Annotated in this window: 7 protein-coding genes and 4 pseudogenes; 8 read left to right on the top strand and 3 right to left on the bottom strand. The window is 72.2% G+C overall.

The features are described 5' to 3' along the window. Positions 1–354: 354 nt before the first annotated feature. Both gltB and ACH4ZX_RS30795 read left to right on the top strand, forming a co-directional pair. Positions 355–4,866 (top strand): glutamate synthase large subunit, encoded by a 4,512-nt coding sequence (gene gltB, locus ACH4ZX_RS30800; RefSeq protein ID WP_398279836.1) that lies wholly within the window; start codon positions 355–357, stop codon positions 4,864–4,866. Then, a complete protein-coding gene (locus ACH4ZX_RS30795) occupies positions 4,859–6,322 on the top strand; it encodes a glutamate synthase subunit beta (RefSeq protein WP_398279833.1) in 1,464 nt (487 codons plus the stop codon). The genes gltB and ACH4ZX_RS30795 overlap by 8 nt, the downstream gene beginning before the upstream one ends. A gap of 101 nt (positions 6,323–6,423) precedes the next feature. Here ACH4ZX_RS30795 and ACH4ZX_RS30790 read toward each other — a convergent pair whose 3' ends face one another. Together ACH4ZX_RS30790 and ACH4ZX_RS30785 are read right to left on the bottom strand one after the other, a co-directional pair. Then, on the bottom strand, positions 6,424–7,329 hold the full coding sequence (locus ACH4ZX_RS30790; protein ID WP_398279830.1) for a chitosanase: 906 nt from the start codon (positions 7,327–7,329) through the stop codon (positions 6,424–6,426). A gap of 293 nt (positions 7,330–7,622) precedes the next feature. After that, positions 7,623–8,292, bottom strand: a pseudogene (locus ACH4ZX_RS30785) (acyl-CoA dehydrogenase family protein); the annotation flags it as partial. Between the two features lie 3 nt (positions 8,293–8,295). On the opposite strand from ACH4ZX_RS30785, the pseudogene ACH4ZX_RS30780 reads away from it, so the two are divergent. From ACH4ZX_RS30780 to ACH4ZX_RS30765, 4 genes and pseudogenes are all read left to right on the top strand, one after another. Then, positions 8,296–8,715 (top strand): annotated as a pseudogene (locus ACH4ZX_RS30780) (SDR family oxidoreductase); the annotation flags it as partial. Between the two features lie 25 nt (positions 8,716–8,740). Further along, positions 8,741–9,352 (top strand): TetR/AcrR family transcriptional regulator, encoded by a 612-nt coding sequence (locus ACH4ZX_RS30775; protein ID WP_360744762.1) that lies wholly within the window; start codon positions 8,741–8,743, stop codon positions 9,350–9,352. Between the two features lie 35 nt (positions 9,353–9,387). Next, positions 9,388–9,700 (top strand): annotated as a pseudogene (locus tag ACH4ZX_RS30770) (acetyl-CoA C-acetyltransferase); the annotation flags it as partial. A gap of 81 nt (positions 9,701–9,781) precedes the next feature. After that, positions 9,782–9,991 (top strand): annotated as a pseudogene (locus ACH4ZX_RS30765) (short-chain dehydrogenase); the annotation flags it as partial. 48 nt (positions 9,992–10,039) lie between these two features. Here the strand turns inward: ACH4ZX_RS30765 and ACH4ZX_RS30760 are convergent. Further along, a complete protein-coding gene (locus ACH4ZX_RS30760) occupies positions 10,040–10,921 on the bottom strand; it encodes a hypothetical protein (RefSeq protein ID WP_398279827.1) in 882 nt (293 codons plus the stop codon). A gap of 134 nt (positions 10,922–11,055) precedes the next feature. Between ACH4ZX_RS30760 and ACH4ZX_RS30755 the strand changes: the two genes are divergently transcribed. Both ACH4ZX_RS30755 and pepN read left to right on the top strand, forming a co-directional pair. Then, the gene (locus tag ACH4ZX_RS30755; RefSeq protein ID WP_398279824.1) at positions 11,056–11,409 is read left to right on the top strand and encodes a chorismate mutase; all 354 of its coding nucleotides are present in this window, start codon (positions 11,056–11,058) and stop codon (positions 11,407–11,409) included. A gap of 295 nt (positions 11,410–11,704) precedes the next feature. Beyond that, the gene (gene pepN / locus ACH4ZX_RS30750; protein ID WP_398279821.1) at positions 11,705–14,200 is read left to right on the top strand and encodes an aminopeptidase N; all 2,496 of its coding nucleotides are present in this window, start codon (positions 11,705–11,707) and stop codon (positions 14,198–14,200) included. The last annotated feature ends 134 nt before the right edge of the window (positions 14,201–14,334 follow it).

Raw genomic sequence — 14,334 nt, 5'->3', positions numbered from 1 at the left:
ACGACGCCTGTCGCGCACCCGCGGCGTGGGCGACGACGCTCCCTCCGCCATCGGGCCGACGGGCACGGATCTGTCCGCTCGGGTCCCCATAGTTTCCGCCGCCAGGCGCGGTACCCCACCGCGGCCACGCGGCGTCCGCATGTTGGAACGGAGTATCCGGTTCCCGACAACCGCTCCATCATGTAACCTGCACGAAATTTTGCACAAGCAGAGGGCCAACGTCGTCCCTCGGCAATCTGCATGCCACTTGAGACGACGACGGGAGAGCCGATGCGTACGCCGCGCCAGCCGTCCCAGCATTCCGCGAATGGCCAGAACTGGTCGTTCATGGATGCTCGCCCTGCTGCGCAGGGTATGTACGACCCCCGCAACGAACACGACGCCTGTGGCGTCGGTTTCGTCGCCACCCTCACCGGCGAGGCGTCGCACACGCTGGTCGAGCAGGGCCTGACCGTCCTGCGCAACCTGGAGCACCGCGGTGCCACCGGCTCCGAGCCCGACTCCGGCGACGGCGCCGGAATCCTCGCGCAGGTGCCCGACGCCTTCTTCCGCGAGGTGGCCGGATTCGAGCTGCCCGAGGCCGGTGCCTTCGCAGTCGGCATCGCCTTCCTGCCGCAGGACGGCACCGAGGGCGCCGTCTCACGCATCGAGACGATCGCCGCCGAGGAGGGACTGACGGTCCTCGGCTGGCGCGAGGTCCCCGTCGCCCCCGAACTGCTCGGCGCCACCGCCCGCTCGACGATGCCCGTCTTCCGCCAGATCTTCGTGGCCGACGGACAGTCGACGGGCATCGAACTCGACCGCAAGGCCTTCGTGCTGCGCAAGCGCGCCGAGCGCGAGGTCGGTGTCTACTTCCCGTCGCTGTCCGCGCGGACGATCGTCTACAAGGGCATGCTGACCACCGGCCAGCTCGAGCCCTTCTTCCCGGACCTGTCCGACCGCCGTTTCGCCTCCGCGATCGCGCTCGTGCACTCCCGGTTCTCCACCAACACCTTCCCGAGCTGGCCGCTCGCGCACCCCTACCGCTTCGTCGCGCACAACGGTGAGATCAACACCGTCAAGGGCAACCGCAACTGGATGCGCGCCCGCGAGTCGCAGCTGGCCTCCGACCTGTTCGGCCCGCAGGACAAGCTGGCGCGGACCTTCCCGGTCTGCACCCCCGACGCCTCCGACTCCGCGTCCTTCGACGAGGTGCTCGAACTGCTGCACCTCGGCGGCCGTTCGCTTCCGCACGCGGTGCTGATGATGATCCCGGAGGCGTGGGAGAACCACGACTCCATGGACCCGGCCCGGCGCGCCTTCTACCAGTTCCACTCCACGCTGATGGAGCCCTGGGACGGCCCCGCCACCGTCACCTTCACCGACGGCGTCCAGGTCGGCGCCGTGCTCGACCGCAACGGCCTGCGCCCCGGCCGCTACTGGGTCACCGACGACGGCCTCGTCGTCCTCGCCTCCGAGGTCGGCGTCCTCGACATCGACCCCGCGAAGGTCGTCCGCAAGGGCCGCCTGCAGCCCGGCCGCATGTTCCTGGTGGACACCGCCGAGCACCGCATCATCGAGGACGACGAGATCAAGGCCGCCCTCGCCGCCGAGCAGCCCTACGCCGACTGGCTGGAGGCCGGCGAGATCGAGCTGGGCGACCTGCCCGAGCGCGAGCACATCGTGCACACGCACGCCTCCGTCACCCGCCGCCAGCAGACCTTCGGCTACACCGAGGAGGAGTTGCGGGTCATCCTGGCGCCGATGGCCAAGGCCGGCGCCGAGCCGATCGGCTCGATGGGCACCGACAGCCCGATCGCGGCCCTCTCCGAGCGCCCGCGGCTGCTGTTCGACTACTTCACCCAGCTGTTCGCGCAGGTCACCAACCCGCCGCTGGACGCGATCCGCGAGGAGCTCGTCACCTCCCTGCGTTCCTCGCTCGGCCCGGAGGGCAACCTGCTGGAGCCGACGGCCGCCTCCTGCCGCACGGTCACCCTGCCCTTCCCGGTGATCGACAACGACGAGCTGGCCAAGCTCATCCACATCAACGCCGACGGAGACATGCCCGGCTTCAAGGCCGCGACCCTCTCCGGCCTGTACCGGGTCTCCGGCGGCGGTGACGCCCTCGCCGCGCGCATCGACGAGATCTGCGCCGAGGCCGACACCGCCATCGGCAACGGCGCCCGCCTGATCGTCCTGTCGGACCGCCACTCGGACGCCGAGCACGCGCCGATCCCGTCGCTGCTGCTGACCGCGGCCGTCCACCACCACCTCATCCGCACCAAGCAGCGCACCCAGGTGGGCCTGCTGGTCGAGGCCGGCGACGTCCGCGAGGTCCACCACGTCGCCCTGCTCATCGGCTACGGCGCCGCCGCCGTCAACCCGTACCTGGCGATGGAGTCCGTCGAGGACCTGGTCCGCGCGGGCACCTTCCTGCCCGGCATCGAGTCCGAGAAGGCCATCCGCAACCTCATCTACGCCCTCGGCAAGGGCGTGCTGAAGGTCATGTCCAAGATGGGCATCTCGACCGTCGCCTCCTACCGCGGCGCCCAGGTCTTCGAGGCCGTCGGCCTCGACGAGGCCTTCGTCGAGAAGTACTTCAACGGCACCGCCACCAAGATCGGCGGCGTCGGCATCGACGTCATCGCCAAGGAGGTCGCCGCCCGCCACGCCAAGGCGTACCCGGCCTCCGGCATCGCCCCGGCGCACCGCGCGCTGGAGATCGGCGGCGAGTACCAGTGGCGCCGCGAGGGCGAGCCGCACCTGTTCGACCCGGAGACGGTCTTCCGCCTCCAGCACTCCACCCGCACCGGCCGCTACGACGTCTTCAAGAAGTACACGGCCCGGGTGAACGAGCAGTCCGAGCGCCTGATGACGCTGCGCGGCCTGTTCGGCTTCAAGTCCGGCCGGCAGCCGGTCCCCCTCGACGAGGTCGAGCCGGTCTCCGAGATCGTCAAGCGCTTCTCCACCGGCGCCATGTCGTACGGCTCCATCTCCCAGGAGGCGCACGAGACCCTCGCCATCGCCATGAACCAGCTGGGCGGCAAGTCCAACACCGGTGAGGGCGGCGAGGACCCGGAGCGCCTGTACGACCCGGCGCGCCGCTCGTCCATCAAGCAGGTCGCCTCCGGCCGCTTCGGCGTGACCAGCGAGTACCTGGTCAACGCGGACGACATCCAGATCAAGATGGCGCAGGGCGCCAAGCCCGGCGAGGGCGGCCAGCTGCCCGGCCACAAGGTCTACCCGTGGGTCGCCAGGACGCGTCACTCGACGCCGGGCGTGGGCCTGATCTCCCCGCCGCCGCACCACGACATCTACTCCATCGAAGACCTGGCCCAGCTGATCCACGACCTGAAGAACGCCAACCCGCGGGCGCGGATCCACGTCAAGCTGGTCTCCGAGGTCGGCGTCGGCACGGTCGCGGCCGGTGTGTCCAAGGCACACGCGGACGTGGTCCTCATCTCCGGCCACGACGGCGGCACCGGCGCCTCGCCGCTGACGTCGCTGAAGCACGCGGGCGGCCCCTGGGAGCTCGGCCTCGCCGAGACCCAGCAGACCCTGCTGCTCAACGGCCTGCGCGACCGCATCGTCGTACAGACCGACGGCCAGCTCAAGACCGGCCGCGACGTCGTCATCGCCGCGCTGCTCGGCGCCGAGGAGTTCGGTTTCGCGACCGCGCCGCTCGTCGTCTCCGGCTGCGTCATGATGCGCGTCTGCCACCTGGACACCTGCCCGGTCGGCATCGCCACGCAGAACCCGCTCCTGCGCGACCGCTTCTCCGGCAAGGCCGAGTACGTGGTGAACTTCTTCCAGTTCATCGCCGAGGAGGTCCGCGAACTGCTGGCCGAGCTGGGCTTCCGCTCCATCGAGGAGGCCGTCGGCCACGCCGAGGCGCTCGACGTGACCCGCGCGGTCGACCACTGGAAGGCCCAGGGCCTGAACCTGGAGCCGCTGTTCCACGTGCCCGCGCTCGCCGAGGGCGCCGCGCGCCACCAGGTGATCGCCCAGGACCACGGCCTGGAGAAGGCGCTCGACAACGAGCTGATCAAGCTCGCCGCCGACGCCCTGGCCGCCGACTCGGCGACCGAGGCACAGCCGGTGCGCGCCCAGGTCGCGATCCGCAACATCAACCGCACGGTCGGCACGATGCTCGGCCACGAGGTGACGAAGAAGTTCGGCGGGGCGGGACTGCCCGACGACACCGTCGACATCACCTTCACCGGCTCGGCGGGCCAGTCCTTCGGCGCCTTCCTGCCGCGCGGCGTCACGCTGCGCCTGGAGGGCGACGCCAACGACTACGTCGGCAAGGGCCTGTCCGGTGGCCGCGTCGTCGTCCGCCCGGACCGGGGCGCCGACCACCTGGCCGAGTACTCCACCATCGCGGGCAACACCATCGCCTACGGCGCGACCGGCGGCGAGCTGTTCCTGCGCGGCCGCACCGGCGAGCGGTTCTGCGTCCGCAACTCCGGCGCGACGGTCGTCTCCGAGGGCGTGGGCGACCACGGCTGCGAGTACATGACCGGCGGTCGCGCGGTCGTCCTCGGCCCGACGGGCCGCAACTTCGCGGCCGGCATGTCCGGCGGTGTCGCCTACGTGATCGACCTCGACCGGGACAACGTCAACGCCGGCAACCTCGACGCGGTCGAGGCGCTGGACGACGCCGACAAGCAGTGGCTGCACGAAGCGGTGCGCCGGCACCAGCAGGAGACGGGCTCCACGGTCGCCGAGAAGCTGCTCGCCGACTGGGACTCGGCCGTGGACCGCTTCAGCAAGATCATCCCCCGCACGTACAAGGCAGTGCTCGCCGCCAAGGACGCCGCCGAGCGAGCCGGTCTGTCCGAGACCGAGGTCACCGAGAAGATGATGGAGGCGGCGATCAATGGCTGACCCGAAGGGCTTTCTGAACCACGGCCGTGAGGTCGCCAAGACCCGCCCCGTCGGCGAGCGCGTCAAGGACTGGAACGAGGTCTACGTCCCCGGCTCCCTGCTGCCGATCATCAGCAAGCAGGCCAGCCGGTGCATGGACTGCGGCATCCCGTTCTGCCACAACGGCTGTCCGCTGGGGAACCTGATCCCCGAGTGGAACGACTACGCCTACCGCGAGGACTGGTCGGCCGCGCAGGAGCGCCTGCACGCGACGAACAACTTCCCGGAGTTCACCGGCCGCCTGTGCCCGGCTCCGTGCGAGTCGGCGTGCGTGCTCGGCATCAACCAGGCGCCGGTCACCATCAAGAACGTCGAGGTCTCGATCATCGACAAGGCGTGGGAGACCGGGGACGTCGCCCCGCAGATCCCGGAGCGCCTGTCCGGCAAGACGGTCGCGGTCGTCGGCTCGGGCCCGGCGGGTCTGGCCGCCGCCCAGCAGCTGACCCGGGCCGGCCACACCGTCGCCGTCTACGAGCGCGCGGACCGCATCGGAGGCCTCCTCCGCTACGGCATCCCCGAGTTCAAGATGGAGAAGCGGCACATCAACCGCCGTATCGAGCAGATGCGCGCGGAGGGCACCCGCTTCCGCACCGGCATCGAGATCGGCCGCGACCTGAAGGCGACCGATCTGAAGAAGCGGTACGACGCCGTGGTCCTGGCCGTCGGCGCCACCACCGCCCGTGACCTGCCCGTCCCCGGCCGCGAGCTGAAGGGCGTCTACCAGGCCATGGAGTACCTGCCGCTGGCCAACAAGGTCCAGGAGGGCGACTACGTCACCGCCCCGATCTCGGCCGAGGGCAAGCACGTCGTCGTCATCGGCGGCGGCGACACCGGCGCGGACTGCGTGGGCACCGCCCACCGCCAGGGCGCGGCCTCGGTGACGCAGCTGGAGATCATGCCCCGCCCGAACGACGAGCGGAACCCGGTCTCCCAGCCGTGGCCCACCTTCCCGATGCTCTACAAGGTCACCTCGGCGCACGAGGAGGGCGGCGAGCGGGTCTACTCCGTCTCGACCACCCACTTCGAGGGCGACGAGGACGGCAACGTCCAGTGGCTGCACCTCACCGAGGTGGAGTTCGTCGACGGCAAGCTGACCCAGAAGCCGGGCACGGAACGCAAGATCCCCGCCCAGCTGGTCACCCTCGCCATGGGCTTCACCGGCACCGACCGGGAGAACGGCCTGGTGGAGCAGTTCGGCCTGGGGCTCGACGAGCGCGGCAACATCGCCCGCGACGCCGACTTCCAGACCAACGTGCCCGGCGTGTTCGTCGCCGGTGACGCCGGCCGCGGCCAGTCGCTCATCGTGTGGGCGATCGCGGAGGGCCGCTCGGCCGCCCGCGGCGTCGACCGCTTCCTGACCGGCGCCAGCGACCTGCCGGCCCCGATCCGCCCGACGGACCGCGCCCTGATGGTCTGACGGAGCCTCCCAGCGTCCCGTACAACGGCGTACGGCACACCGGCGGCGCCCGCCCCTTGTCCCCGACCGGACCGAGAGCGGGCGCCGTCGCACGTCGTGGGTCAGGGCACCCGGTACGTCTCGCCGTACACCTGCCAGGTCAGCGGCGTCTTCAGGGCCAGGTTGCCGTCGTACAGGAACTGCCGCTGGGCGTTGTCGATGCGGCTGGTGTCGATGGTGGCCTTCTTCGCCTTCATGGCCTCGCGGCGGATGTCGAGGAAAACGTCCAGGTACGACTTCTCCGAGCCGCCCTCCGAAGGGGTGTCCGCCTCCCGCAGCGCACGCTCGCGCAGCCCGTAGAAGCTGTTCGGGCCGGTGCCGGGGCCGTGGAAGACCATCGCGTCGTAGTAGACGAACTGGCCCAGGGTGCCCAGGCCGTCCAGCTTGGCGAGGCGGACCGCGGGGTCGAAGTAGACGCGGTCGCGTTCCTCGTCCTGCGCCGCACGGAAGGCGGGGCGCTGCGCCTCCGCCTTCCAGGCCGCGCTGAAGCCGGGGTCCAGGCCCTCGTGGGAGTCGGTGCCGTCGATCTTCCGCAGGGCGGGCAGGTAGCCGGCGAGGCCGTTGCCGGGGTGGGCCCTGGTGTAGCGGTCGACGAGGGTGAGCATGTCGTGCGTGCCGGAGCAGAAACCGACGATGCCGGCCGTGTAGCCCTGGCCGTCGCCGATGTCCTCGATGTAGCCGTAGGCGCTGCGCCAGTCCAGCGTGGAGTTCTCGGCGCTCGCCACCAGCTTCTGGGCCAGCTCCTTCTTCTCGGGCGCGGCCAGGCCCGGCGGCAGGTCGGCGATGACCTCGTCGTCCTCGGCCCGTTCCCGCTCGGCGCGGTCCTTGGCGTCCTGCCGGGCCTGCTGCGCGGCGGAGACCGGGGCCTTGTCCGTGCCGCCGTCGGACTGCGCGGGCGCGAGGAAGTAGAACGCCGCCGTGGCGACCACGGGGACGGCCGCGAAGAGGAGGCAACCAGCACGTTTCACAGACGGGCACCTTGAGTGAGATTTTCGGACATCGGCCACAGGGTACGGCCAGCCGGCCCCCGGCCCGCGCCCGCTGTCGGTTCCGTGACCTTCACGAGTCCCGGGCACCCGCCGGCCCGGCGCCGCGGGACGTCCTGTCCTCCGCACCGTCGGCCCGGCCCGTGACGCCGGTCATGATGCCCTGCGGGATCGGGCCGCTCGTCGACGCGCCGCGCGGCCCCGTCCTGTCCGGGCCGTGTCCGGCGAGGACGCGCGTGCCGCGAAGCCGACGGTGCAGGAGTGCCGGCGCGGACTCACCGGCGGCGACCGTCACCGACGACCACGGCCCGGCACTCCTGCGGGATGCCCCACGCGGTGCGCAGGGCGCGGGCCTTGGTCAGCCACAGCGACAGGTCGTACTCCGCGGCGCAGCCGATCGCGCCGTGCAGTTGCAGTGCCGTGCGGGCGGTGGCGTACGCCGCCTCGCACACGGCGGTCTTCGCCGCGGCGACGTCCCGCGGCGTCATCGTCAGCGCCGCCCCGAAGAGCAGGGGCCGCGCGAACTCCAGGGCGGTCCGCGCGTCGGCCGGCCGGTGCCTGACCGCCTGGACCGAGCCGACGGGCACCCCGAACTGCACCCGCCGCCGCACATGGACGACCGTCCGGTCCAGCAGGGCGAGGCCGACGCCGAGGGCCTGGGCGGCGGTGGCCAGGCGACCCCACAACAGGGCGTGCACGGCGGGCGGGCCGGGGGCGAGGAGCTCGCCGCCGGGCGCCAGCGGGGTGAGGCGGCGGGCGGGGCCGAGGGAGCGGCGCACCGGGCCGTGGCCGGGGGCCAGGCGCAGCCCGTCGCCGTCCACGGCGAGACGGACGGTCGCCGCGTCGCCGTCCAGCGCGCCCCCCGTCGCAGGCCACCGTCGCCATCGCCCGGCCGGAGGCGAGCGCGGGCAGCAGCCGCCCGGCGGCCGGGCCCGGCCGGGTGAGCAGCGGGTGCTGGACGTCACGCTGGGCGGCACGTTCCGGTGCACCCGGGCCGCGCTGCGCCGGATGCGCGAGCACAAAGCCGGCGTCATCGTCGACAATGCCTCCGTCGTCGGCTGGCGCGCCCAGACCGGGCAGGCCCACTACGCCGCCGCCGAAGCGGGCGTGATGGCGCTGACCCGGTGCGCCGCACTGGAGGCCGCACGGTACGGGGTGCGGGTCAATGCCGTCTCCCCGAGCCTCGCCCTGCACCCCCACCTGGTGAAGGTGACGACGCCGGAGCTGCTGCGGGAACTGGCCGACCGCGAGGCCTTCGGACGGCACGCCGAGCCATGGGAGGTGGCCGACGTGATCGTGTTCCTGGCGTCCGGCTACTCCTCCTGCATGACCGGCGAGGTCGTCGCCGTCAGCAGCCGGCACCCCTGACGGCCGGGCAGACCACAATGGACCCGTGCCGACCAAGAAGAAGCCCCAGGTGACCGCAAGCCCGGCGCGCCGCCGCGAACTCCTGCACACCGCCGCCGAGGTGTTCGCCGAGCAGGGCTACAACGCCACCACCGTACGCAAGATCGCGGACCACGCGGGCATGCTCGCGGGCAGCCTCTACTACCACTTCGACTCCAAGGAGTCGATGCTCGAGGAGATCCTGCGGACCTTCCTCGACGAGCTGTGGGACGGCTACGACACCGTCCTCGCGGCCCGGCTGGGCCCGCGCGAGACCCTCGAAGCACTCGTCACCGAGTCGTTCCGGGAGATCGACCGGCACCGCGCCGCCGTCGCGATCTACCAGAAGGAGTCCAGGCAACTCGTCGCGCAGGAGCGGTTCGCCTTCCTCGCCGAGTCGCAGCGCAAGTTCGAGAAGGCGTGGCTGTCCACGCTGGAACGCGGGGTCGCCGACCGGGTCTTCCGCGCCGACCTCGACGTCCGCCTCACCTACCGGTTCGTCCGCGACACCGTGTGGGTGGCCGCCTCCTGGTACCGGCCCGGCGGACAGCACAGCCCCGAGGAGATCGCCCGGCAGTACCTGTCGATGGTCCTGGACGGAATCGCCGTACGCACGTAGATCCACGTACGCACGTGAACCCACAGGGAGACGCCATGCCCGAGGCCTGCATCGTCGAAGCGGTCCGCACGCCCGTCGGGCGGCGCGGGGGAGGCCTCAGCGGCGTCCACCCGGCCGACCTCGGCGCGCACGTGCTGCGCGAACTCGTCACACGCTCCGGCGTGGACGCGGCGGCCGTGGAGGACGTCGTCTTCGGCTGCCTGGACGCGGTCGGGCCGCAGGCCGGGGACATCGCGCGGACCTGCCGGCCGGCGGCCGCGCTGCCGGAGGAGGTGCCGGGCGTGACCGTCGACCGGCAGTGCGGCTCCTCCCAGCAGGCCGTCCACTTCGCCGCGCAGGCCGTCACCGGCGCGAGCCTGCTGGTGCACGGGGGCGGCGAGCGGCCCGCGCTCCTGGACGCGGCGACCGTGAACCAGGACGCCACCGCGACCCAGGGTCGTCTGGCTGGGCTCCGCCGCGAGTGCCGGGGTGACCGGCCGGGTCTTCGAGGCCGAGGGCGGCCCGATCACCGTCATGGAGGGCCGGCGGCCCGGACCCAGCGCCGACAAGGGGGCACGCTGGGCACCGGCCGAGGCGGGGGAGACGGCCCCGAGACTCCTGGCGGAAGCGCAGCAGCCGGGGACGGCATACGGCGCGTAGCCCCGGCCGGCCGATCAGATCATCAGCCGGTCGGCTTCCCGCCCGCGCTCACGTGTCGCACTCCAGCACCGTCCGGCACAGCGAACACCGCGCCCGCACCCGCCCCCGCACCGGCACCCGGATCCGCTGCTGACAGGTCGGGCACGGGAAGGACACCCGCAGCCGCCCGCCGCCGTCGGGGGAGAAGGCATAGCCCACCCCGGGCTGCGGGCCCGGCGCGTGCCGGCGGTCGCGGGCGTAGCGGCGGCGCCCCGCCCAGCCCGCCCCGGTCAACGGCGGCTGCTGCTCGTCCCGCCGGGCCTCGGCCATACCCCTGACGTACGCCGTGTACGCCTGCGGACTGGTGAACCACACCGAGGGATCCTCATGGAACACCAGCGCCCGCTTGGCCAGCACGTAGCCGAACTCCTCCGGAGTGAGATAGCCCAGCTTCTGCGACGACACCGAGTCCTCCCGGTACGCGTCCAGCAGCAGCCAGCCGGCGCCCAGATAGGCCGCCACCGTGTCCGTGAGGATCTCGTTCTCCGCCGTACTGGGGAAGGACAGGTCCAGACGGTGCAGATAGACGTGCGTCACCTCATGGGCCAGCGCCGCGCCGATGTCCCGCCGGTGGGTACGGAAGCGGCCGTTCAGCTCGACGAAGTACTCCGGGCCCGCCGCGAGTTCCACGTTCGCCGCATGGGTCATCTCACGGAAGCTCACGACCAGACGGGCGTCCGGCAACCGGAAGTGCCGCACCATCTCGCGGGCCACCCGCTGCGCCCCCAGATACAGATCGTCGGTGTCGCAGAACGCCACGTCGGCGGGGGCGACGCTGCCCGCGAACGTCTGGACGGTGTCCCACGACAGACGCCGGTACAGCGCCGTGATCGACGCCCGCACCGTCTCCAGATGCGGGTAGCCGTGCTCGACCGGTCCGTCGTTCGTCACGCCCGACCCCCAAGACGCCCTGAACCCGATTCCACTCTACGAGCTCCACCAGGATGCGCGCGGGTTGTTCCCGGCCGGACCCCGCACCGGCACCCGGACAGCCGGTCCGCCGAGGTCACGTAGGCTGAGCGCCCATGACCACCAGCAACAACGGCGCCGCCGACGTCGACCCCGCCGTCCGTGAGGAGCTCGCCCGGCTGCGCGACAGCATCGACAACATCGACGCCGCCGTCGTCCACATGCTCGCCGAGCGCTTCAAGTGCACCCAGCAGGTCGGCCACCTCAAGGCCGCCCACCAGCTGCCGCCCGCCGACCCGGCCCGCGAGGCCCGCCAGATCGAGCGCCTGCGCTCCCTCGCCGAGAGCGCCAAACTCGACCCGGCGTTCGCCGAGAAGTTCCTGAACTTCATCATCGCCGAGGTCATCCGCCACCACGAGCGCATCGCCGACGACGCCGTGAACGGCACCACCGTCCGTCAGACCGACTGACCCCGCCGGGCGCCGAGCGGGACACGACAGCACGGGCGCCCGGCCCGCCCCGCCCCGGCCCGCCCGGACGCCCGCGCACCCCTCCGACGCGACGCCCCGCCCCACCCGCGACGCCCCGCCCCACCCGCCACCCCCGGCGACCCCCGCGACCACCCCCGCCACACCCGCGACGCCCTGCGCAGACCCGCAGCGCCGCACGCCGTGCCCGGAGAAACGGCACGGCGCAGGACCGGACATAGGGCGCGTACCGATCCGCCCCTGTGCCGTGCCCCCGTGATCAGGCAGCATGTCCTGCATGTCCGTACTGACGCGCGACGAAGCGCAGACCCGTGCCACACTTCTCGACGTCCACCGCTACACGATCGACCTCGATCTGACCACCGGCGACGAGACCTTCGACTCCCGCACCACCATCCGTTTCACGGTGCGCGACGGCCAGGACCCCACGGACACCTTCGTCGAGCTCAAGCCGGCCCGACTGCGCACCGCCACCCTCGACGGGCAGCCCCTCGACCCGGAAACCCTCGACGACAACCGGCTGCCCCTGAAGAACCTCACCCCCGGCGAGCACGAACTGCGCGTCGACGCGGCCATGCGCTACTCCCGCACCGGCGAGGGCATGCACCGCTTCACCGACCCCACCGACGGCGAGACCTACCTCTACACCCAGCTGTTCCTGGACGACGTCCAGCGCGTCTTCGCCGCCTTCGACCAGCCCGACCTCAAAGCCGTCTTCGAGCTGACCGTCAAGGCCCCCGAAGACTGGACCGTCCTCGCCAACGGCATCACCGAACACCTCGGCGACGGCCGCTGGCACGCCGCCCCCACCCCGCTGATCTCCACCTACCTCGTCGCCGTCGCCGCCGGCCCCTGGCACTCCGTGCGCACCGAGCACCGCGGCCTGCCCTTCGGCCTGCACTGCCGCCGCTCACTCGCCCCCCACCTGGACGCCGACGCCGACGAACTCATCGAGATCACCCGGCAGTGCTTCGACCGCTACCACGAGAAATTCGAGGAGCCCTACCCCTTCGACTCCTACGACCAGGCGTTCGTCCCCGAATTCAACGCCGGCGCCATGGAGAACCCCGGCCTGGTCACCTTCCGCGACGAGTTCGTCTACCGCTCCGCCGTCACCGACACCGAGCGGCAGGTCCGCGCCATGGTCATCGCCCACGAGATGGCCCACATGTGGTTCGGCGACCTCGTCACCCTGCGCTGGTGGGACGACATCTGGCTGAACGAGTCCTTCGCCGAGTACATGGGCTACCAGACCCTCACCGAGGCCACCCGCTTCACCGACACCTGGACCGACTTCGGCGTCAACCGCAAGTCCTGGGGCTACGACGCCGACCAGCGCCCCTCCACCCACCCCGTCGCCCCCGAGCACGTCGACGACACCGCCTCCGCCCTCCTCAACTTCGACGGCATCTCCTACGCCAAGGGCGCCTCCGCGCTGCGCCAACTCGTCACCTGGCTCGGCGAGAAGGACTTCCTCACCGGAATCAACACCCACTTCGCCCGCCACAAGTTCGCCAACGCCACCCTCGCCGACTTCATCGACTCCCTCGCCTCCGCCACCGAACGCGACGTCCACGCCTGGGCCGACGCCTGGCTGCGCACCACCGGCGTCGACACCCTCGCCCCCGTCGTCACCCCCGCCTCCGACGGCACCTGCACCCTCACCGTCCGGCACACCGGCAGCCGCCCCCACCGCATCGCCGCCGGCCTGTACGACATGGACATCGCCGACGAGGGCCGCCACCTCCTCCTGCGCGCCCGCCTCGACCTCGACCTCCCGCACACCGACCCGCAGCCCCTCGGCAAGCGCCCCGCCCTGCTCGTCCTCAACGACAGCGACCTGACCTACACCAAGATCCGCTTCGACCCGGCATCCTTCGACACCCTGCGCACCTGCCTGTCCGGCCTGCCCGAACCGCTCACCCGCGCCGTCGTCTGGAACGCCCTGCGCGACGCCGTCCGCGACGGCGAACTCCCCGCCCGCGCCTACCTGGACACCGCCCGCACCCACCTCCCGCACGAGACGGACCTCGCCCTCGCCGAAGGCGTCCTCGCCTTCGCCTCCGCCCAGATCGCCGACCGCTACGTCACCCCCGAACAGCGGCCCGCCGCCCTGGCCACCCTCACCGCCCTGTGCCGCGACCTCATTCGCCGCACCGAGGACGGCGACAACCCCGGCCTGCGCCTGATCGCCGTACGCCACTACATCGACGTCGCCGCCCAGCCCGACACCATCGCCGCCTGGCTCGCCGAGGGCACCGTGTCCGGCGGCCCCGAACTCGACCCCGACCTGCGCTGGCGCGTCCTGAGCCGGCTCGCCGTCCTCGGCGCCGTCGACGAGGCCGCCATCGCCGCCGAACTGAAGCGCGACCCCTCCGCCACCGGCCAGGAGGGCGCCGCCCGCTGCCGGGCCGCGCTGCCCGACCCCGAGGCCAAACAGCGCGCCTGGGAGGCCATGTTCGCCGGCGACGAACTGTCCAACTACCTGTTCACCGCCACCGCCCAGGGCTTCTGGCAGCCCGAACAGGCCGACCTGGTAAGCGCGTACGTGCCGCGCTACTACGACGACGCGGTCGCCGTGGCCGCCCGCCGCGGCCCCGCCATCGCCGTCGCCGCCGGCCGCTGGGCCTTCCCGGCCTACGCCGTCGACGCCGAGAACCTCCGCCTCGGCGAGGAATGCCTGCGCGAAGCCGACCCCGTGCCGGCCCTGCGCCGCAGGCTGACCGACGAACTCGACGACCTGGCAAGGGCGCTGCGGGTCAGGCAGGCGTAGCCCCCGGCCGGCGAGGCCCCCCGCGGGGGGGGGGGGGGGGGGGGGGCGCCCCCCCCCCCCCCCCCCCCCCCCCCCCCACCCGGGGGCCCCCCAAGGGGCGGGGGATTTGCAGAAACCCCCCGGGGGGGGGGCGG

Origin of the sequence: Streptomyces sp. NPDC020490 (genome assembly GCF_044335305.1) — a bacterium.
Lineage (GTDB): Bacteria > Actinomycetota > Actinomycetes > Streptomycetales > Streptomycetaceae > Streptomyces.
This window is presented reverse-complemented; position numbering and strand designations above follow the sequence as displayed.

Coding starts and splice junctions, on each gene's coding strand:
- ACH4ZX_RS30795 (WP_398279833.1), top strand. CDS start 4,859: ATGGCTGACCCGAAGGGCTTTCTGAACCACGGCCGTGAGGTCGCCAAG.
- gltB (WP_398279836.1), top strand. CDS start 355: ATGTACGACCCCCGCAACGAACACGACGCCTGTGGCGTCGGTTTCGTC.
- pepN (WP_398279821.1), top strand. CDS start 11,705: ATGTCCGTACTGACGCGCGACGAAGCGCAGACCCGTGCCACACTTCTC.
- ACH4ZX_RS30755 (WP_398279824.1), top strand. CDS start 11,056: ATGACCACCAGCAACAACGGCGCCGCCGACGTCGACCCCGCCGTCCGT.